At 52.6% G+C, this 21,311-nt stretch carries 18 protein-coding genes; 5 read left to right on the forward strand and 13 right to left on the reverse strand.

Features of this window, described 5'->3' with window-relative positions; all coding sequences use genetic code 11:
• Nucleotides 1-118: 118 nt before the first annotated feature.
• Nucleotides 119-829 (forward strand): helix-turn-helix transcriptional regulator, encoded by a 711-nt coding sequence (locus tag LKE53_07815; GenBank protein ID MCH3972650.1) that lies wholly within the window; start codon nt 119-121, stop codon nt 827-829.
• Here LKE53_07815 and LKE53_07820 read toward each other — a convergent pair.
• The 8 genes from LKE53_07820 to LKE53_07855 form a co-directional block, all read right to left on the reverse strand.
• Nucleotides 792-1,199, reverse strand: coding sequence for a hypothetical protein (locus tag LKE53_07820; protein MCH3972651.1), 408 nt, complete (start codon nt 1,197-1,199; stop codon nt 792-794). The two genes, LKE53_07815 and LKE53_07820, sit on opposite strands and share 38 nt — an antisense overlap.
• 141 nt (nt 1,200-1,340) lie before the next feature.
• The gene (gene glgA / locus LKE53_07825; GenBank protein ID MCH3972652.1) at nt 1,341-2,765 is read right to left on the reverse strand and encodes a glycogen synthase GlgA; all 1,425 of its coding nucleotides are present in this window, start codon (nt 2,763-2,765) and stop codon (nt 1,341-1,343) included.
• A gap of 54 nt (nt 2,766-2,819) precedes the next feature.
• Entirely contained in the window at nt 2,820-3,935 is a 1,116-nt protein-coding gene (gene glgD, locus LKE53_07830; protein MCH3972653.1) for a glucose-1-phosphate adenylyltransferase subunit GlgD, read from the reverse strand.
• Nucleotides 3,932-5,161: a glucose-1-phosphate adenylyltransferase gene (locus tag LKE53_07835; GenBank protein ID MCH3972654.1), complete on the reverse strand. Its 1,230-nt coding sequence runs from the start codon at nt 5,159-5,161 to the stop codon at nt 3,932-3,934. Before LKE53_07835 ends, glgD begins: the two co-directional genes overlap by 4 nt.
• A 121-nt stretch (nt 5,162-5,282) precedes the next feature.
• On the reverse strand, nt 5,283-7,289 hold the full coding sequence (glgB, locus tag LKE53_07840; protein ID MCH3972655.1) for a 1,4-alpha-glucan branching protein GlgB: 2,007 nt from the start codon (nt 7,287-7,289) through the stop codon (nt 5,283-5,285).
• 302 nt (nt 7,290-7,591) lie between these two features.
• Complete coding sequence (gene gap / locus LKE53_07845) at nt 7,592-8,608, reverse strand: type I glyceraldehyde-3-phosphate dehydrogenase (protein MCH3972656.1); 1,017 nt, start codon at nt 8,606-8,608, stop codon at nt 7,592-7,594.
• A gap of 140 nt (nt 8,609-8,748) precedes the next feature.
• Nucleotides 8,749-9,732: a hypothetical protein gene (locus LKE53_07850; GenBank protein MCH3972657.1), complete on the reverse strand. Its 984-nt coding sequence runs from the start codon at nt 9,730-9,732 to the stop codon at nt 8,749-8,751.
• Between the two features lie 15 nt (nt 9,733-9,747).
• Nucleotides 9,748-11,133 (reverse strand): citrate/2-methylcitrate synthase, encoded by a 1,386-nt coding sequence (locus tag LKE53_07855; GenBank protein MCH3972658.1) that lies wholly within the window; start codon nt 11,131-11,133, stop codon nt 9,748-9,750.
• Nucleotides 11,134-11,425: 292 nt separating this feature from the next.
• On the opposite strand from LKE53_07855, the gene spoIID reads away from it, so the two are divergent.
• Nucleotides 11,426-12,478 carry a stage II sporulation protein D gene (gene spoIID, locus LKE53_07860; protein MCH3972659.1) on the forward strand — a complete coding sequence of 351 codons (1,053 nt, stop codon included), beginning with the start codon at nt 11,426-11,428 and terminating at the stop codon, nt 12,476-12,478.
• A gap of 3 nt (nt 12,479-12,481) precedes the next feature.
• On the opposite strand, the gene LKE53_07865 is transcribed toward spoIID, so the two are convergent.
• The 5 genes from LKE53_07865 to LKE53_07885 all read right to left on the reverse strand — a co-directional run bounded on the left by LKE53_07865 (nt 12,482) and on the right by LKE53_07885 (nt 18,293).
• Nucleotides 12,482-14,188, reverse strand: coding sequence for a peptide ABC transporter substrate-binding protein (locus LKE53_07865; protein ID MCH3972660.1), 1,707 nt, complete (start codon nt 14,186-14,188; stop codon nt 12,482-12,484).
• A gap of 31 nt (nt 14,189-14,219) precedes the next feature.
• Nucleotides 14,220-15,005, reverse strand: coding sequence for a PEP-utilizing enzyme (locus tag LKE53_07870; protein MCH3972661.1), 786 nt, complete (start codon nt 15,003-15,005; stop codon nt 14,220-14,222).
• Nucleotides 15,006-15,098: 93 nt separating this feature from the next.
• Entirely contained in the window at nt 15,099-16,385 is a 1,287-nt protein-coding gene (locus tag LKE53_07875) for a hypothetical protein (protein MCH3972662.1), read from the reverse strand.
• Between the two features lie 2 nt (nt 16,386-16,387).
• Entirely contained in the window at nt 16,388-17,953 is a 1,566-nt protein-coding gene (locus LKE53_07880; GenBank protein MCH3972663.1) for a hypothetical protein, read from the reverse strand.
• A 151-nt stretch (nt 17,954-18,104) separates the two neighbouring features.
• The gene (locus LKE53_07885) at nt 18,105-18,293 is read right to left on the reverse strand and encodes a hypothetical protein (protein ID MCH3972664.1); all 189 of its coding nucleotides are present in this window, start codon (nt 18,291-18,293) and stop codon (nt 18,105-18,107) included.
• 206 nt (nt 18,294-18,499) lie between these two features.
• Between LKE53_07885 and LKE53_07890 the strand changes: the two genes are divergently transcribed.
• The 3 genes from LKE53_07890 to tpiA all read left to right on the forward strand — a co-directional run bounded on the left by LKE53_07890 (nt 18,500) and on the right by tpiA (nt 21,255).
• Complete coding sequence (locus LKE53_07890) at nt 18,500-19,000, forward strand: tRNA (cytidine(34)-2'-O)-methyltransferase (GenBank protein ID MCH3972665.1); 501 nt, start codon at nt 18,500-18,502, stop codon at nt 18,998-19,000.
• Between the two features lie 176 nt (nt 19,001-19,176).
• Nucleotides 19,177-20,364 (forward strand): phosphoglycerate kinase, encoded by a 1,188-nt coding sequence (gene pgk / locus LKE53_07895; GenBank protein ID MCH3972666.1) that lies wholly within the window; start codon nt 19,177-19,179, stop codon nt 20,362-20,364.
• 120 nt (nt 20,365-20,484) lie between these two features.
• Nucleotides 20,485-21,255: a triose-phosphate isomerase gene (gene tpiA / locus LKE53_07900; protein MCH3972667.1), complete on the forward strand. Its 771-nt coding sequence runs from the start codon at nt 20,485-20,487 to the stop codon at nt 21,253-21,255.
• Nucleotides 21,256-21,311 lie beyond the last annotated feature (56 nt).

Below are 21,311 nucleotides of genomic sequence, written 5' to 3' on the forward strand. Positions count from 1 at the left end.
AGCTCCTTACTTTTAAAAAAACACGATATATAGCGGTTTACATTCTGTTAATTTTAGTATATACTTTACATTACGTTAATCTGCAAAAATTTGCTTTTTTCGACCGGGAGGGACAGTTTTGAACAGCTATTTTCCGCGCATTATCACGCTGCTGCGCAAAGAGCGCGGACTCAGCCAGAAATCTGTCGCGGCCAACCTTGGTGTTTCACAGGCGCTGCTCTCTCATTACGAAAAGGGCATTCGCGAATGCGGGCTGGACTTTGTCGTAAAAATAGCGGATTTTTACCATGTTTCGTGCGACTACCTTTTGGGGCGCACGCCGCACCCGGCGGGCTTTGCCGCCGCGCAGCAGCAACAGCATGGTACACAGGAAATGCGGCAGCCGGCACAGCAGGAACCACTGGAACAGGCCCTGCTGCTCAATTCCATCTCAGTTTTGTACGAAATTTTACAAAACTGCCGCAGCAAAGACCTTTCCGCAGAAGTGTCGGCCTACCTCTTTGCGGCCGTCTACCGCGTGTTCCGCATTCTGTACTCCTCTAACAGCAAAAACCCGCAGGGCATGTTTGCCGTAAAAGAAAAATTGGCGGACGGCCGCGCGGCTGCCTGCAGTGAAGTGGCACTTTCGAATATCCGCTGTCTGCTTGCGGGCGAAGACGTAGAGGAACTCAAAGGCATTTTGCGCATGGACCTGCCTTCATTAAGCCCGGAAAAGCTCTCTGTACTGTGCCCGGCACTGTGCTCTTCTCTGTTCACCCTGATTCAGCGGGTTGAAACCCGCATGGGGGTGCCTATGGCCGGGGAAGGCTCTGTAAAAAGACCGGTGTGAAAGAGGCATAGCCTTTGCGCATATACGGCAGGTCATAAATTGCCGCAGGGTCCTTGGAACTTTCCATGACCGCATGGCATAGGTCCGCATAGATCTGGCTGCGGTAATAGACATCATAATCGCCCTGTACCCACGTGTGCGTGGTGTAGTCGATAAACACCACCCCCTGCTCCATTAAAGCCTGCAGCGCCTCGCTGCGGGCCTTTATCAACTCGTCAGAATCATTTGGATACTCCAAATAAATATAATTGCGCTCTATTCTGCAAAGTTCCGGTTCCCCCTCGCGGTGCAGTTCAAAGCGCACAATGGGAAATCGCCGGTGTTCCAGCATACTGCAGAGAATTTCTTTCTGCATGGATGAAAAAATCATTTTGTTTAAAGTCTCCTTTTCAAAAATCACCGCTTTTCAGTATAGCCGAAATTCACAAAAGATGCAACGCATATTAAAAAGGCAGGACAGCCGTCGGCGCTTTCGCGCTTTGCAGCTGCCCTGCCTTTTATTTTCAGCCGATTATTCTTTGAGCATGTCGCGGTACATGCGGATATACTCATTTGCGGACTTGCCCCAGCTCATGTCGCAGTTCATTGCGCGCTGAACCAGAATCTGCCAGCCCTCTTTGTCATTATAACCGCCCAGAGCACGGCGTACAGCGTTATCCATATCGCCGCTGTCGTAAGAGCGGAATGTAAAGCCATTGCCCTGGCCATCGCCGCTGTCCTGAATGGAATCTTTCAGGCCACCGGTCTCACGCACAATGGGAATCGTTCCATAGCGCAGTGCAATCATCTGCGAAAGGCCGCAGGGCTCGCTCTTGCTGGGCATCAGGAACATATCCGCGCCGGCGTAAATCTTTCTGGAAAGCTCCGGCACAAAGCCGTGGCAGGCGCACAGGCGGCCCGGGTAGCGTTCTTGCATCTGCTGGAAGAACTGCTCGTACTCCCACTCGCCGCTGCCCAAAACGACAAACTGCATGTTGGTGTCATCCATCAGGCGGCCGAGGTCCTCTTTGACAAGGTCCAGCCCCTTGTGTGCAACCAGGCGGGTCACCATGCCAACCAGCGGGGTGTCCGGCTCCTGCGCAAGACCAAGGCGCTCCTGCAGGGAACGCTTATCTTCTGCCTTGCCGGAAACATCCTCTGCCGAGTAGTGGCTGCTGATATCCGGGTCGGTTGCCGGGTCGTAAGAAACCGTATCAATGCCATTTAAAATACCGGAAAGTTTCCATTCGCGCTGCTTAAGGATACCATCCAGTCCAAAAGCATACCATGGGTCTAAAATCTCCTTGGCATAAGTAGGGCTTACGGTTGTCACACGGTTCGCCGTCTCAATCGCACCTTTGAGCATATTGACACAGTCATCGTACTCCAAAATCGGCATATCGCTTTCCGGTACGCCCAAAACATCCTGTACCAGTTCTTTGCCGTACTTGCCCTGATACTGAATGTTATGAATTGTGATAACAGTTTTAATGCCGCGATACCAATCATTATTTGCATAGAAAATGCTATAGTAAATGGGCACCATGGCGGTCTGCCAGTCGTTGCAGTGGATAATGTCCGGTTTAAAGTCGAGATACGGCAGCATTTCCAGAGCAGCACGCGAAAGGAATGCAAAGCGCTCAGCGTCGTCGTAGTGGCCATAAAGGCCCTTGCGCTTGAAGTAATACTGGTTGTCGATCAGGTAATAGATGACGCCGCCGGAGCGAGCCTCAAATACGCCGCAGTACTGCCGGCGCCACGCCACAGGCACAGACAAGCTGGTGACGAATTTCATATCATTACGCAGTTCCTGCGGGATATCCTCATACAGCGGCATTACCACGCGGCAGCCAATGAGCCGCTGACGCAGTGCCTGCGGCAGCGAGCCCGCTACATCCGCCAAACCACCCGTTGCCGCAAAGGGCCGGGCCTCACTGGTACAATATAAGATTTTCATAGAAAAATCACCTTTCCTTGGGTTTTGTCTGCCGGCGCACGGTCTGCTGCAGGCTTAAACAATGCTGCCCTTATTGATGAACACCGGATAAGACTGGAAGCCCATTAAAGACCGCTCGTCTTTAATCGTCACATCCTTATCCATGATGACATAGTCCAGTTTGCAGTCCTCACCAATGTGGCTATCCTGCATAACAACACAGTTGCTGACTTTTGAGTTTTTGCCGATATGTACGCCGCGGAAAAGCACGCAGTTTTCAATTTCGCCGTCAATAATACAGCCATCTGCAACCAGGCTGTTGGAAACCTTGCTGCCGAGGCCATAGCGTGCCGGCAGATCGTCACGCACTTTGGTGTAAATGGGGCGCTCCGGTGTAAAGAGCTCGCTGCGTACCTTTGGCTGCATAAGAGCCATGTTGCTCTCAAAGTAGTCATTCATCGAGCAGATTGAGCGGAAGAAGCCGGTAAACTCATACCCGTGAAAACGGTAATTCTGAATATTACGCTGTACAAAGTCGCGCTCAAAGTCGTAAAGATTGCGGCTGACACAGTCAGAAATCAGCTTAATCAGCAGTTCTCTACCAATGACAATCATCGGCAGGCTGTAGTTGCAGGCACCGTCCAAATTCGGCTGAATCAGCGCATCGCGCACCATGCCGTCGGGGTCGATTTCATAGCTGATGGGGTCGGGGTATTTATCAGGAATGCGGCCAAAGCGGTAGGCAACCGTAACATCCGCGTCGCTTTCCACATGAGAAGCCAGCATTTTTTTGCAGTCGATATTGCAGACATAGTCACTGTCAGAAAGGAACACGTATTTTTCATTGGAATGCGACAGGAAACGCATGACAGAGGCAAGCGACTCGATGCGGGTGTTGCACTCTGAATTTCCATTGGAAAACGGCGGCAGGATAAACAAGCCCTCGCGCTTACGGGAAAGGTCCCATGCTTTACCAGAGCCTAAGTGGTCCATTAAAGACTGATAGTTGCTCTTTGTAATGACGCCGACTTTGTTGATACCGGAATTGACCATGTTGGAAAGGACAAAGTCAATCAGGCGGTAGCGGCCGCCAAACGGTACACTTGCCATGGTGCGTGTTTCGGTTAATTCGCGCACCTTATCGTCATACATATTCGAAAAAATAATGCCAAGCACATTGTTTGCAATCATTTCTTCTGCGCCTCCTCTGCTAATGTTTCTGCGTCAACCATAGCTTTCGGCGGCACAACCGCACCCGGCTGAATCACGCAGTCGCTGCCAACAACAGCAACGCCCCATTCTTCGCCCTTTTTGTCCATATCTTCCGGCCGCTGGCCAACAACAGCACCCTTGCCGATAACAGAGTTCTCGGCAACAATAGCGTACTGCACCACAGCGCCTTCTTCAATTCTCGTGCCGGGCATGATAATCGAATCACGCACCACCGCGCCCGGCGCAATGTAAACGCCGGAGAACAGCACAGCAAAGTCAATCTCGCCGTAAACATTGGCGCCCTCTGCTACCAGAGAATTCTGTACTTTTGCGTCTTTTGAAATGTAATGCGGCGGCATGACCGGGTTGCGGGAATAGATTTTCCAGGAATCATCCGAAAGGTCAAGCGGTGTCTTGGGGTCAAGCAGGTCCATGTTCGACTCCCACAGGCTCTCGATTGTGCCCACGTCTTTCCAGTAGCCCTCAAAGTGATAAGCAAACATGCGCTCGCCCGCATTGAGCATTGCCGGCAGCACATCATGGCCAAAGTCGTTGCTACTCTTGCTGTTTGCTTCGTCCTCTTCCAGGTACTTTTTCAGTTTGCTCCAAGTAAAGACATAAATGCCCATGCTGGCTTTATTGCTCTTTGGCTTTTTGGGTTTCTCATCGAACTCATAAATGGAGTTGTCTTCGCGGGTATTAAGAATGCCAAAACGGGAGGCCTCCTCCATAGAAACCTCAATCTCTGCAATGGTGCAGTCAGCGTTTTTCTCTTTGTGATAAGCAACCATTTTTGAGTAATCCATTTTGTAAATATGGTCACCGGAAAGAATCACCACATACTCAGGGTTGTATCGCTGAATGTACGGAATGTTCTGATAAATAGCGTTTGCAGTGCCTTTGTACCAGTCTGACTTGCGGCTGCGCTGATACGGCGGCAGCACACGCACACCGGCATTCATGCTGTCCAAATCCCACGGCTGGCCAGAACCGATATATTCGTTCAGTTCCAGCGGCTGGTACTGTGTCAGGACACCGACTGTTTCAATGCCGGAATTGACACAGTTGGAAAGCGGAAAATCAATAATGCGGTATTTTCCTCCGTAGGGGACCGCCGGTTTTGCAATCTTTTTGGTCAGCACCCCAAGTCGGCTGCCCTGGCCACCCGCCAGGATCATAGCCACAACTTCTTGTTTTGGCAACATGGTTATTCCTCCTTAAAATATACGCTGATTCTTTCAGCAAACCGCAGCAGCCCACAGGCAATGCCTGTTCTGAATTTTAAGAGCCGCCGCAGCCGCGCATTTATTTTTACAGCACCGTGTTTCAGGTTTTCGGTGCGTCTGCCGATTTGTTAAAGAAGCGTTTTTTCGCCTGCGGCGCTGGTTTTTCGTCTGCCGGCTGGGCTTTGTCAGGCACCTGTGCAGTTCCTTTTCTGCGCTTCAGTTTAAGATAAATAGTGGAAAGTGGCGGCAGGTGAAGGTCAATCGACTGCTCCATGCCGTGCATGGGGAATTCTTTGTCGCTGACAATATGGCTGCCGTTTTCAATGCCGCTGCCGCCAAAGCGGGCCCAGTCCGTGGAAAAGACCTCTTCATAGACCCCATCAAACGGTGCACCGATACGGTAAGAGGGACGCTCTACCGGAACAAAATTGCACACGATAATGAGTTCTTCTTTCGCTTTGTTGAAGCGGCGGAACGCAATCACGCTTTGGTCGCAGTCATCATTGCTAATCCAGGAAAAACCGCTCCAGTCAAAATCGACCTGCCACAAGGGCGAATTTTTTAAGTAAAAATGGTTTAATTCCTGGAAGAAATGGTGCTGTGCATCGTGCTGCGGATACTGTAGCAGCAGCCAGTCCAGTTCCTGCTTATAGTTCCACTCAATAAACTGTCCCAGTTCCGTGCCCATAAACAAAAGCTTTTTGCCGGGGTGCGCCATCATGTAGCCCATGAATGCACGCACACCTGCGAACTTTTGATCGGCAGTGCCAGGCATTTTGTTCATCAGGGAACACTTTCCATGTACAACTTCATCATGTGAAATAGGCAAAATAAAATTTTCGGCAAACGAATAAAAGAAAGAAAATGTAATATCCTTCTGATTATATTTTCTGCCGAGCGGATCCAGCGACATATAGTGCATCATATCGTTCATCCAGCCCATATTCCACTTGTAGTTAAAACCCAAACCACCCATGTAGGTAGGCTTGCTGACCATAGGCCAGCTGGTAGACTCCTCTGCAATCATCATCGCCGTGGGGAAGCGGGCAAAGACCGCTTCATTCAGCTTTTGCAGGAAGGCGATTGCCTCCAGATTTTCACGGCCGCCGTCTTTATTGGGCACCCACTGTCCCGGCTGACGGCTGTAATCCAGATACAGCATTGAGGCGACTGCGTCTACACGAATGCCGTCAATATGGTATTTTTCCAGCCAGAAAAGCGCACTGGAGATCAAAAACGAAATGACTTCGGGTTTGCCGTAATCAAACACCAGCGTACCCCAATCCATGTGCTCCCCTTTGCGCGGGTCTGCATACTCATAACACGGGGTCCCGTCAAATTTGGCAAGTCCGCTTTCGTCCTTTGGAAAATGCGCAGGCACCCAGTCCATAATGACGCCGATGCCCGCCTCATGGCAAGCCTCAATAAAATGCATAAACTGCTTTGGCGTACCATAGCGGGAGGTCGGCGCAAAGTAGCCCGTTACCTGATAGCCCCATGAGCCATCGAAGGGATACTCTGTAACCGGCATAATTTCAATATGCGTATATCCCATCTTTTTGACATACGGCACAAGTTCCTCTGCCAGTTTGTCATAGCTGAAAACGTTGCCGTCGGGGTAGCGCCGCCAAGAGCCGAGATGCACTTCATAAATATTTACAGGGTGGTCGTAGTGCTCCTCTTTTTCTTTATGCTTCTGCCATGCGCTGTCTTTCCACTGGTAGCCCTCTATGTCGTAATAGCGGCTGGAAGTGCCAGGGCGCGTGTCAAAGAAGAAAGCATAAGGATCGCTTTTGCGCACCTGCCGGCCGTCCGGGTCAGTTACACAGTACTGATAACGCCCGTACTCCTGCAGGGCAAAAGGCACGCAGGCCTCCCACACACCGGCGCTGACTTTTTCCATAGGGGTTTCATCTGCATCCCAATGATTAAAGTCACCGACAACAGACACTGTTTGTGCATTTGGCGCCCATACGCGAAACGCCGTCTGCACGCTGCTGCCGTCTTTTTGGCAGTGTATGCCAAGGTATTTAAAGGCTTCTACGTTTGTACCCTGATGAAACAGATAGAGCGGCAGGTTGTCGTTTTGCGTTTCGCTTTTTTGCATATCAAACAGCTCCTCTGCAGGTGGGAAATTAGCCAACTTTTATAATGTAATCATATCACAAAACTTCAAAATTTCAAGGCTTTTATGAAAATATCGCAGAAAACATTCGAATTGCACAGAATGATTTTGTTCATTTTGTTACAAAATGAACCTGTTTTTTTTCACAAGCAGCTTTCGGTGCTTTCCAGTATAACAATTTAGCAGCAAAAAGCATGTCGTTTTGGCCAGCCCAAGGCAGAAAGCAAAGAAAAAGCGCTTTCCATGGTCGCAGGACCAAAGAAAGCGCCTTTAATTGTTTAAAATTACTTGTGGTCGACTTCGCTCATATGCTGAATCAGCATAAGGACCTTGTTGCTATAGCCCCATTCGTTGTCGTACCAAGCAATCAGCTTAACGAAATGGTCGTTCAGCATAATGCCGGCCTTTGCATCGAAGATGGAGGTGTGCGGGTCGCCCAGGATATCGGAAGAAACGATTGGATCCTCTGTATAAGCCAGGATGCCCTTCATAGCGCCCTCAGAAGCTTCCTTGACAGCCTTGCAGATATCTTCATAGGTTGTCGGGGTCTTCAGGCTGCAGGTCAAGTCAACAACGGAACCATCCAGAGTAGGAACACGCATGGACATGCCAGTCAGTTTACCCTTAACGTCCGGGATAACCAAAGCACAAGCCTTTGCAGCACCGGTGGAGGAAGGAATGATGTTGCCGGAAGCAGCACGGCCGCCGCGCCAATCTTTCTTAGAAGGACCGTCAACGGTCTTCTGGGTAGCGGTAGTGGAGTGAACGGTAGTCATCAAGCCCTCAACGATGCCGAACTTATCGTTGATAACCTTGGTCAGCGGAGCCAGGCAGTTGGTGGTGCAGGAAGCGTTGGAAACGACCTTCATGTCAGAAGTGTAAGTGTCAAGGTTTACACCACAGACAAAAGTCGGGGTCTCTTTATCCTTTGCAGGAGCGGAGATAACAACCTTCTTTGCGCCAGCCTTCAGATGAGCAGACGCCTTTTCTGTAGTAGCGAAAACGCCGGTGGACTCAACGACATACTCGACGCCAATCTTGCCCCACGGAATGTTTGCCGGGTCTTTTTCAGCAAAGACAGCGACTTTCTTGCCGTTGACAATCAGTGCGTCATCTGTAGAAGAAATCTCACCATCAAAGCGGCCGTGCATGGTGTCATACTTTACGTTGTACACCATGTAGTCAGGCGCCATGAAAGGATCGTTAATACCTACTACTTCGAATACATCCGGCTGTGCAACTGCGGCACGAAATACCAGACGGCCAATACGGCCAAAACCATTGATACCGATTTTTATCATTGGATTGTACCTCCTGATTTTTAATCTGCTTATATTTTATAGCATTTTGGCCAACTTTACAAGTGTCTGAATCTGTGAAAGACAATTTATTTGCAAAATCATTCCAATATACTATATATGCTTGAAAAGGCGTCGAATTTTCAGTCATTTTTATGGCTTGGGTAAAAGTAGCACTGCGGCTGGTAATGCTCCTCAAGGTAAATCACCAGAGAGTGCTCTAAACGGGCGTCAAGCTCCTGCTGCGGCAGGGGATGCGGGTCTTCGCGCGAAGCCACGACTGGGGGCCTGACATGCCTGTGGGCGCGTGTCTGACGGGTTTTTCGGCGAACAACTGGTCGGACCTGCGGCTTCTCCTCGCCGGCGTCTTCTTCCTCTTTCGAGAGTTCTTCCAGCGACATCGGCCGCAAAGTCAAAAGAGAAATCAGCACAAACAGCGCCAAAACAAGCAATGCCCAGCTGAGTCCTGCCAAAAAAGACGCAGATTTCCACGCCGCCGGTGCCGCCACCGCCGCTGTAAGCACTGCAGGCAGTCCTACCGATGTCACACTGCCGCGCGCAACACGTTTGACCCCAGAGGCCATCTTTGCCAAAGACTGCAGCGTCAGCAGCAGGAAAATAATGGCCGCAGTGCGCAAGATATTTTCAAGTCCAACTGGCGACGCAACATTGACCCGAAACTGCAGAAACAGCTCTGCAAAGCACCACAGCGACGGCGCCAAAGCCAGAATTGGGTGACTTGCAAAGAAATTCTGCCCCGACAAAAACAGGCAGCCCTGCAAAAACAGCATCAGCCCGGCAAAAACCGCAAGCAAGGTGCCGGCCCCCATCAGGTAAGCGTAGTCACCCGCACGGTTCCATGCCTGAAAAACCACCGAAATGCCCGCCAATAGCAGGCCGGCGCCCAGGTAAGCAGCACCCAGAAAAGCGCTGTGCTGCGGCAAGCGGACCACCGTTTTATCCGTACGGGCCGTAAACAGGCAGACCGCACTGCCCCCAAACAGCACCGCACACATTACCAAACTGACAGGCCCCCAGCCGGTTTCTATAGGCAGCTGGCACAGACGCAGTCCCAGCGAAACGCCCAGTGTGAGCAGGAAGACCAACCACGGCAGTTTTTGTTTCATTAGGCAAGAACACTCCTATCGTTCTTCAAGGGGGATATACGGCCTGCGCTTTGACAGAGAAAAGTAAGCCGGGCGCATAATCCGCTTGGCAGTTTCAATTTCTTCTATACGGTGCGCGCACCAGCCCGGCATACGCGAAACCGCAAACATCGGCGTGTAAAGCTCCGGCGGAATATTGAGCATCTCGTAAACCAGACCGGAATAGAAATCGACATTGGCGCTGATGGTTTTTGTATCGCCGTGCACTGATTCAAAGACTTTCGGTGCCAGCTTTTCCACTAACTCAAACAGCTCGAACTTGGCCTGCATTCCCTCGTGCTGCGGCGCCAGTTTTTCGGCTTCATGCTTTAAGATCACCGCGCGCGGGTCAGACAGGGTGTATACTGCATGGCCCATACCGTAAATTAAACCGGAATGGTCCCCTACTTCTTTATTCGCAATCTTTACTAAATAGTCATAGACTTTCCGCTCGCTGCCCCAGTCATCCACATTCTCCATCAGGTCGTTCATCATCATCATCACGCGGTGGTTTGCGCCGCCGTGTTTTGGCCCTTTCAAGGAGCCAATGCCGGCCGCAATCGCGGAATAGATATCGGTACCAGTAGATGAAAGCACCCGCACTGAAAAAGTGGAGTTGTTGCCGCCGCTGTGCTCTGCATGCAGAATCATGCACAAATCGAGCAGGTGTGCTTCATCATGCGTAAACTGGCGGTCCGGACGGATGGCATCGAGAATCGACTCAGCCGTAGACTGGCTGGGATTGACCGGGTGAAAGAACATGCTCTGTTTGTCAAAGCGGCGGCGCTTTACCTGGTAGGCATAGGTCATAATGGCAGGCATCTGCGCAATCAGCTGAAAAGACTGGCGAATGCTGTTTTCTAAAGAAATATCATCGGGGTTGTCATCATAAGAATACAGTGCAAGCACAGAGCGCGCAAGCTTGTTCATAATATTGCGCGATGGTGCCTTTAAAATCATATCTTCTGCAAAGTTTTCCGGCAGCTCACGGTAATAGCTGAGCACCCGATGCAGTTTATCCAGCTGGTTGGCAGTTGGCAGCTGACCAAAGAGCAGCAGCCACACCACTTCTTCATAGCCAAAGCGGTCCGCTTTGCGGCAGCCCTCTACAATATCGGCGACATCAATGCCGCGGTAGGTCAGCCGGCCTTTATCCGGTACGCGCTCGTTATCGTCAATCAAATAGCCGTGCACCTTGCTGATTTGGGTCAGGCCCGCCAGCACACCGGTGCCATCGGGATTGCGCAGGCCGCGCTTTACACCGTACGCATCAAATTTTTCCAGCGGGATATTGTTGTGCTCCCGGAATTCATCACACAGGGTTTTCAGTTCCTTGTCAACAAACACTTGGCCGTTTTCCTGTTTTTCTTCCTGTTTATCCAAAATAATCCCCCTCTCGGCCGATGAAAATACACTGCAGCTTCTCTAGGTCTTTACAGTATCTTAAAGCTTGATTTTACAACAGCAATGTCCTAAAGTCAAGCTTTCGGCAGGGAATTCGTGCATTTTCATGCATTATATCCTGCATTTTTGTAGGATTGTCTGCATAAACAGCGCATTCTGTCGAGGGGCAGATGAATAATTCAGTGCGTTGTTCTGTAAAATGGAAGGGTGGCTTTTCTGCAGTGCCCACTGAAAAAAGCCCGGACAAACATAAGAAAAAGGAGTGTGTGACTTGAAAGGGAATGTGTCACTTCTGGTCATTTTTTTGATTCTGCTTCTGCTGCTGCCGTGCGTCAGCCTATTTACAAAGTCGGCTGCACCGCAGCGCTCAGGCAGTTCCCATGCAGCGGTCTCTCAGACAACCGTAAACTCACCAGCAGCCAGCAGCAAAAAGCCAAAGGCTGCTGTTTCCGCTGCGCCTGTGCCCGGCAAAAAAAGCGGAAAAAGCTTCCGTATTTATGACCAAACGCAAAAAAGCATTTTGACCGTAGATGAACTGGATTTTCTACGCGGAACCGTTGCGACGGAAATGAGTCCGGACAGCCCCAAAGAGGCGCTGAAAGCCCAGACTGTAGCCGCCTACACCTATTATGCACGGCAGCGGAATCTGCACCGCCAAAAGCCAGACGCCGCCCTGCAGGGAGCAGACTTTTCTTGTGAAACCGGCAGCTGGCGTATTTACGTGACGCAGCAGCAGATGCAGCAGCGCTGGAAAGAAGACTACTCTACATTTTACACAAACCTAGCCTCTGCAGTCGAGAGCGTGTACGGGCAGGTGTTGCGCAGCGGAAAAGAATTGGTAAACGCGACTTACTGCTCTATCAGCAGCGGACAGACAGAAGACGCCGCCGCAGTGTGGGGAAAAGCCTACCCCTGCCTGCTGCCAGTGGCAAGCCCCGGCGACATCTATGCCGCCGGGTACCTTTCATCGGTGAGCATGACTCCCGCAGAGTTTCAAAAGGCGGCAGAGAACCTTGGCTGCCGCCTAAGCGGCAGCCCCGCCGGCTGGGCCGGCTCCTGCCAGCGCACGGCCTCCGGCATGGTAAGCATCCTTTCCCTAGGCGGCAAAAGCGTAAAAGGGACCGATGTCCGCACAGCTTTTGGCCTGCGCTCGGCAAACTTCAGTCTTGCATACACCGGCGGGCGCTTTGTCTTTTCTGTAAAAGGGTACGGACACGGCGTGGGCATGAGTCAGGCAGGGGCCACTGCCATGGCAAAGGAAGGAGAAACGTATCAGCATATCCTTGCATGGTACTACCCCGGCTCTACCTTAGCGGCACTTTGATATTCAGTCAACAAGTTTCCTGGCGTACACGAAGTAGTTTACACCGGTTTTCGCTGTAAATACGCCGGTCAGCTTCGGGTCACGCAGACTTAATGACGGCATATAGAACAGAGCCGCCGCAGGGGTTGTCTCAGCAAGGCGCTTTTCAGCCGCGTGCAGTGCCGTATAGCGCTGGGTGCTGGTGGTCGCACTCTGGTGCACCTTGTCCATCTGTGCTAAGAATTCGGTATCAGACCAGCCCGTAATATTGTGGGTGCCGGCAGACACAAACGGTTCCAAATAAGCAGAGGGGTCCGCATAGTCTGCCGCCAAACTGCTGAAAGTGACCTGCACATTCCCTTTTTGGCAGTTTTCCTGGTAAGTCTTGCGCGGCTGTGTTTCAATTTTGCAAGAAATACCCAGCTGCGTTTTCCACATCTGCGCCACCGAAGTGGCAATCGTGCTGTTAAGGGAAGAAATCGGCACCGTAATGGTCAGCTGCGGAAAGTTTTTGCCATTGGCATAGCCCGCCTGTTCCAGCAGTGTTTTTGCACTGGTCACGCTGGCTTTGTAATCGGACGCACTGGTCGGGTAATAAGTACCCCCGACTGTACGGAAATCATTTTTCCCTGCTGCGTCCGCAAAACCCGACGGCACAAAGGCCGAGGCTGCAGTAAAGCGCATGCCGGAAGCCGTCACCGCCAAAGCGTCGCGGTCAATCGCCAGCGACAGCGCCTTGCGCACCTGCGGATCGGACAGGGCATCTGTTTTTGTATTGAATTGTATACAGAAGGTGGAACTTCCGGTTGCATTCATATCGCCGCGCTCACGGATACGCGTGTAATACTTGACCGGAAGCGGGGAAATAAAGGAAGTTTCATTGTTATCATAAGCAGTCAGGCGCGTTTCATCGTCCTCTGCCAACATACAGGTCATGGCAGAAACCGCGATCTGCGACTGGTCGTAATAGGTGCTGCTGCGCGCATAGATTAAGTTTGTCTTTACATTCCACTGGGTCAGTTTCATCGGGCCGTTGCACAAAAATGCAGAGGGGTCGTGGTCCCAATTTTTATGGCCCTCTACAGCATCTTTACGCAGCGGCATAAAGACCGGGCGCTGCAGCAGCTGCGGCAGCAGGTCACACGGTGCCGCCAAGGTCACAACCAGCGTTTCGTCGTCTTTTGCCTGTACACCCAAAGCTGAAACATTCTTTTCTTTTCCGCTTAAAATATCTGAACCATTTTTCAGATAAGCAAAAAGATTTTTCTGCTGTGCATCGTCGAGAACAATATTCCTCTGCCAAGCATAGACAAAGTCCTGCGCTTTCACGGCAGTTCCGTCAGACCAACGGGCATCGCTGCGCAGCGTAAAAGTCCACACTGCTTTATCCGCCGAAGCGACGGCGCTCTGTGCCTGCCCCAAAACGGTCTTTCCGGCCGCATCCGTCTTGTACAGGCCCTCAAATGCAGCTGCACAGTAAGAATCGGTATCTGCTGTGCTGCTGAGTGCGGGGTCAAGAGAAAGCGGCTCGGGGCCAATATTGACTCGCACCGCCAGTTTGCCCGCGGCAGACGCTGAAGAAGTGCCGGACGATACAGCCGAAGACGCAGCCGACGAAGCGCTTTTCTGCGAAACGGCAGAAGACACCGTGCCGCCTTTTGCGCCGCAGCCTGAAAAAGTGCCGGTCAACAGTGCAGCCGCCAGTAAAATAGCGGGTATTCTTATTTTCATCAATTCAGTTCCTCCAGATACAGGGAGCCTTTCAGGTTTCCTGTTCGTGCTTTTGTCTGCTGCCCTCTGCGCGCAGGTTTTCTTCCTGCAGCAGGCGCGCATAGCGGTCGCGGGTTTTTGTATCAGGGTCTAAAACAACCTGGCCGCTGTAGCCGTCTACAATAACCTGTCTGCAGCCGCGCAGCTCCCAAAAATCCTCGCCCAGGCCCAAAACCGCCGGCTTGTGCAGGCTGCGCACCAAAATGGCGCTGTGGGCAGTTGTGCTGCCGTGCTGGGCAATAAAGCCAAGAATTTTACTGTGGTAAGTCCGTGCGATTTCACTGGGCAGCGCCTGCGCCATACAGAGAATAACCGGCGTGTGCAGGTACTCAGGCGGCGGGTCGCCGCGCTGATCCAGGCAGCGCAGCAGGCGGCGGCTGATGTCCATCATATCCTCGCCGCGGGCGCGCATATACTCATTTTCCATTTTTGAAAACATATCATACATACGGTGTCCAGCACGCCACACGGCATACTCAGCACTGGTATGGTCCTGTACAATACTGTCGATCATTTCCTGTCGAAAGTTCTCGTCCTGCAGCATCATAATATGCACACGAAAAATAAGGGATTCTTCCTCGCCGATTCCTTTGCAGGCATTTTCATAGATTTTCTCAATCTCTTCCTGCGCAGCAGCAAAAGCGCCTTTGAGGCGCTCAAGTTCCTGTGCGGGCTTGCGTACCGGCTGGCGGACCAGATGTGGCATTTCCGCAGTGACAACAAAGGCCGGGCCAATGGCAACTCCGCCGGACGCAGCCGTTCCCTGCAAAATACGCATGGCGCTCACCTGCCTTTCGCTGTATCCTTTTATTTTAACTGTTTCCTGTACATTTTACAAGCTTTTATAGAAAAAGCGCGAATGCGCGTTTTTTTACCAAAAACGGCATTCACTCTCGGCAAGGTCGCAGATGCAGCCCTGTCCCCGGCGCCCCAGCACGCGAATGCCGCAGGGCGGCTCTTTGCCGCGATTTCCGGGACAACGTAGCACCAAACCGCCGCTCTCCCAGCACATGGCAGTGCGCTCGCAGCAGCTGTTGCTTTGCTCCAAATATGCGCACTGCGGAAAGGTACAGTGCTTCATGCCGGGCGCAGCCGTCCACTCCTCTGCGGGGCGCGCAGTACTGCCTGGCAGCTCCCCACCCGAAATGACCAAATGCGCTGCGGAAATGCCCAGCAGCACCGGCGACACAGCCCCGGCAAGGCCATGATGCGGCACTTTTAGCAAATAGTAGTCATGGTAAAGCTGCGGTTCTATGGCCGCAATCGTCTCGGGGGTCGCGTCGCCGGTAAACAAAACATCCCTGGTGGCGTCGCCGCTGCCGCGCTGATTTTGGAAAACCAGCGACGCGGCATTTTCCTGCTCGCTGTAAGCTTCGCGCACAGCCCGGCTTTCCAGCAGGACACGCACATCCTCACCCGCGGGCAGGCGGTTGAGCGCGGGCAGCATGTCATCAATTCGGTCCAGCACTGCCAAAGCCCGCGCGGCGCTCGCATTCTGTACCGGCGCCTGTGTACAGAATTCTGTATAGACTTGCCCGAATTCGTACATGTTTTTTAAGAATGCCTGCAGCAGTTCCCCTCCCGGCTGATAAGGAGACTCCACACACAGGTGCAGCTGCTCAACCGCACGGACAAAATCCGTATCAAATGGAAACGTCTGCCGCGGCGGCCACAGGCACTGATAAACGGTGTCGCCGGAAGCAAAAGTATCCCCCTGCCCCAGTGCATATACTGTGCCGTCCTGCGCGCCGCGCAGCGCCCGCGAAAAAGCCCGCAGAGCACTTAAGCTAACCTGTCCGCAATAGCCCTGCCGCGGCAGGAAAACATAGGCAAACAGGGCAAACTCCAGTAAAAGCGGCAGGCCGCGCTCATCACACGGCGAACAGGGAAGGTAAATTTCTGAAAAATAATTCGGACAGCAGTCTAGAATATTCCACAAGCCGCAGACATGATCCCGATGAAAATGAGAGAGCAAAAAAGCCCGGCGGGGCACACCGCTGTAGCGCGCCGTCAGACTTTTTTTCGCATAATTTTTAAAGTTTTCGCCTCCGGGCAGCAGGGTATTTAAACTGCCGCAGTCAACCATCAGCAAATGGCTGCCCCCGCCCAGGACGATACATTCACCGTACCCAACATTATGTACGTCTACCCACTGCATCTTTATGCACCGTCCCCTTTCACCACAATGTCGGCCGGCTTGCCGTCACGGTAACAGACGCCGCTGACAAAACGACCATGCTGCCAGACACCGGTGCGCACGGTCTCGCCCGAAGCAGAGCACTCCTCACAAGTTCCTTCTGCAAAGCCTCCATGGAAAGTGCCGGTGAGCGTGCCGCCGCCGGAAAGGTACAGGCAGCCCTGCCCATTGTAGCAGTCGCGCCGCCACTGCCCCTCGTACAAGACCTTGCCGCCAAAGTACTCGGTACCGCTGCCGTCACGCAGACCGTCCAGCCACATACCGTAATAAGAAAGGGTGCCGTCGCTGTTGAAAGCTGCGCCGCGGCCCGTGGGCGTATTGTCTTCCCAGTTGCCGACAAACAAGGAACCATCGCGTGCACTGAAGCTGACCCCCAGCCCGCTGCGCTGATTTTGCTGCCAGTTGCCTGCATAGCAAAGCCTGCCTGATTTATAATAGTAAGTGCCAAAGCCCTCGCGCTTGTCGCCGGAAAAGCCGCCTTCATAGGCGGTATGGCCGCTCTGCATCTGTGTACGGCCCTCCCCCTGTCTCCGGCCGTCTTTGAGCTGGCCAAAGTACAGGTAGCTTTCCGCCCCGCTGACAACAATGCGCTTTGCGGGCTGCATCACGTCCGGCAAAGCCGCCGGCTGCGGATCCAGTTCCGTCTGCTCAGGGGCCTTCTGCGGCTGAAATACCACTGGCACCGGCGCCACGTCTTCTTCAATGACAGCCGGCTCGGCAGGCACCTGTGTATCGATAATACAGTCCTCTAGCCCAGCCGGCGGGGTATAAGCCTCCATCTCCGGCAGAAGCGGGCCATCCTCACTTTCCAGTTCAAGACTCGGCTGCGGCGCGGTGGCCTCATCCAACACATGCTCGTTGCGGATAAACTGAAACTGAATCGGCGCGCCTTGCGTGCTGTTCCAGCCCGGTTCATCCTCTGCTTCGGCAGAATCGCGCCGCTTGGCCGCCGCACGGCGGGCCTGCAGTTCCGCTTCTGTACAATAATAGAACATGCCGTCGCTGGTGTCCGCCTCGATGTCCGGCGTACCGGTTTCGTTGTCCATCCAGATACGTTCGCTGTCTGTTCCTTCCATTGGATAGGCAAAAAGTTTGCTGCGCTGGTAGCGGCCGGCATGGCTATCATACCGCAGGCCGGTTAAAGTTTCATCGGTACCGGGCTGCAGCTGAAGTTCCGGCCGCTTGGGGTTGCCGCGGTAAAAAGAAGATCGCAGCCAGCGGTGCTCACGGCTGAAGTCCGCCTTTTCCCGCAGGTCGCCGGCCTCGTCCCAGGTCAGGACCGCATAGCCGCCCCCAGCCGCAGACACCGCGCGCTGCAGCACGTGGCCGCTGCCGGTCATTTCCCACTTCAGGTCATGGCGGGTCATGCGGTACTTTGCGCTGTCGTCTGCACCAAACGTTTCTGTATGAACCCGGCCGCTCTGCCGGGGCTTTTTTTCAAAATAGGCTCGGCGCACCTGTGCCAGAAGCATGCAGTCATCTTCGCGCAGGCTCCGGCTGGTGACGGAATAAAACACCCTGTCGCCCAATGTGCCACCCTTCTTTCTAAAATGTCAATTCTTCTTATCATTATAAAAAATTTGCGGCGGGTATGCAACCCTTTTTACATGTAAAGCACAGATAGAAAAACCGCCGCGGCGCATATTTGGCTATGCGGCGCGGCGGAAAGCGGGCCTTGGGTCACATTTTTGCGCTGACAGCGTGCCCCATGTCGTCCATCAGGCCGGTTACGGCGTGGGCAGCGCGGCGGGCGCTGCGGCGCAGCTGGCGGTTATTGTCCATTGCTTTTTCGGTCAGCAGAGTCGCCGCCGCGCCCACCACGACCCCAAGCGTGATGCCGCGCAGCAGTTTTCCAGTACTTTGAAACATACGAATCAACCTCCCCGTCAGGATTGCGGTGACTATCAGGATCAGCCCCATATTGAAGTATCCCCTTTCTGCTCCTTTTTATCGCGTGAAAATATTGTGAGGAATGTATATCCCTGGCAGCAGCCCGCTTGCACACAGGCGCCGCCTGTTGTATTATGGGCATTGCGGCACACACTATACCCAATAAAGAAGTGGAGGCAGTTTCCTTGCATCAGCTGAACCTTGTCCTTGTAGAACCGGAAATTCCCCAAAACACCGGCAACATTGCCCGCACCTGCGCCCTGACCGGCGCGCGGCTGCACCTAGTAGGCCCGCTCGGCTTTAAGCTGGACGACCGCTACTTAAAGCGTGCCGGGCTCGACTACTGGCACCTGCTGGATATTTCCTGCTACCAAAATATTACAGAATTTTTTGCAAAAAATGACGGCCCGTTTTTTTATTTTTCCACAAAAGCGCGCCATGTGCACTCGGCAGTCACTTATCCCGAAAGCTGCTACCTGGTCTTTGGCAAAGAGAGCGCTGGTCTGCCGGAAGAGCTGCTCAAGGCCTGCCCCGGCAGCTGTGTACGCATCCCGATGATTGACAATCCCGACGCCCGCAGCCTGAATCTTTCCAACAGCGCAGCGATTGCCGCCTATGAGGTTCTGCGCCAGTGGGACTACCCTGACATGCTTTTAAAAGGCGAGCTGCACCGTCTACACTGGTAATTGCATTTTTTGAGTGGGAAACCGTGCCCGGAAAAGTTCCTGCACGCATTTCCCGGCAAATCCTTGAAAAAAAAATGCTTGTGTTGTATAATCATCATGCGTTATAAGGCTTTTATAGTGCTTTTTTTAATACCATAAAAGGAAAATCATATGAAGGAGTGTTACCCATGAATTACCTGAACAAAAAGACCGTCGAAGATATTGATGTCGCCGGCAAAAAAGTTTTAGTCCGCTGCGATTTCAACGTTCCTTTCGACGATGCGGGAAACATCAGCGATACCAAGCGCATTGACGGCGCTTTGCCTACTATCAAATACCTGATCGAGCATCACGCTAAGGTGATTCTGTGCTCGCATTTGGGCCGGCCAAAGGGCGAATTCAATATGAAGTATTCCCTTGCCCCGGTTGCAAAATGCCTTTCCCAGAAACTGGGTCAGCCGGTTCAGATGGCAAAAGATGTTGTGGGTGAAGACGCCAAGCGCATTGCCGCCTCTCTGAAAGACGGCGAAGTAGAGCTGCTCGAAAACGTCCGCTTCCACAAAGAAGAGGAAAAGAATGACCCGGCTTTTGCAAAACAGCTGGCAAGCCTTGCCGATATTTATGTCAATGATGCTTTCGGCACTGCACACCGCGCACATGCTTCTACTGCCGGCGTAGCCAATTATCTGCCCGCTGTCTGCGGCTTTCTGATTCAGAAAGAAATTTCTGTCATGGGCAAGGCTCTGGAAGACCCGAAGCGCCCGTTTGTCGCTATTTTGGGCGGCGCAAAAGTTTCTGATAAAATCGGCGTCATCACCAACCTGCTTGACAAGGTCGACACCCTGATCATCGGCGGTGCCATGGCCTATACCTTTATGAATGCACTGGGCTACAGCATTGGCACCTCAAAATGCGAGCCTGACAAGATTGACGTTGCCAAAGATATTATGACAAAGGCAAAAGAGAAAAACGTGAAATTCCTGATTCCGGTCGACAACGTAGTTGCTACAAAGTACGCTGCTGACGCAGAAAACAAGGTCGTTGATTCCGATAAGATTCCCGAGGGCTGGATGGGCCTAGATATCGGCCCCAAGACCTGCGAGCTGTTTGCGGGTGCCATTAAAGATGCCGGTACCGTTGTTTGGAACGGCCCGATGGGCGTTTCCGAATGGAAAGCTTTCGCAAACGGCACCATTGCCGTTGCAAAAGCAGTTGCTGACAGCAACGCGATTTCCATTATCGGCGGCGGCGACTCTGCTGCTGCAGTTGAAAACCTGGGCTTTGCCGATAAGATGACCCATATCTCCACCGGCGGCGGCGCTTCCCTTGAGTTCCTCGAGGGCAAGGTTCTGCCCGGCATTGCCTGCCTGAACGATAAAGACTAATCTGCCATAAAACTGGGCGGGGCTTTTCGCCCCGCCCTTTTTGCCGCCAAGCAAACAAGCTGTTTGCCACGGCTAAGACTTTCCAAATGAAGCTTGAATAAAGCAAAGGAGACTTCAAAAATGAACAAAGCAATCCGCAAGGCCGTTATCGCCGGCAACTGGAAAATGAATAAAACACCCGCAGAAGCAAAAGTACTTGTCGAGGGCATTAAGCCGCTCGTAAAAGACGCAGGGTGCGGCGTGGTGTGCTGTGTACCGTACGTAGACCTGCCTGTCGTGCTGGAAGCTGCAAAGGGCACCAACATCGGCGTTGGCGCAGAAAACTGCCACTGGGAAAAGAGCGGCGCTTTCACCGGCGAAGTTTCCGCTGAAATGCTTGCTTCCATGGGCGTGCAGTATGTCATTATCGGCCACAGTGAGCGCCGCCAGTATTTTGGCGAAACCAACGAGACCGTCAACAAACGCATTCGCGCCGCACTGGATGCCGGCCTGAATGTAATCCTCTGCGTCGGTGAAAGCCTGCAGCAGCGTGAGCAGGGCGTTACCAGTGAACTGGTCGCCATGCAGACAAAGATTGCACTGGGCGGCGTCTCTAAAGAAGAGCTTGCCCGCATTATCATTGCCTATGAGCCTATCTGGGCAATCGGCACCGGCAAGACCGCAACCAGCGAGCAGGCAAATGATGTCTGCAGCACAATCCGCAAGACCGTTGCTTCCCTATACGACCAAAAGGCAGCCGATGCCCTCACCGTACAGTACGGCGGCTCTATGAAGCCCGGCAATGCTGCAGAACTTTTGGCACAGCCGGATGTCGACGGTGGTCTGATCGGCGGCGCTTCCTTGAAGCCGCAGGACTTTGCTGCAATTATCAAGGCTGCCACCGAAGGCTGATGGTCCGCTTTTCGCGGCCTGAGCAAAAATGCAATGTATTAATGTATTAAAGAATT

Source organism: Oscillospiraceae bacterium, assembly GCA_022483045.1.
In the GTDB taxonomy this organism is placed as follows: Bacteria; Bacillota; Clostridia; order Oscillospirales; family Acutalibacteraceae; genus Caproicibacterium.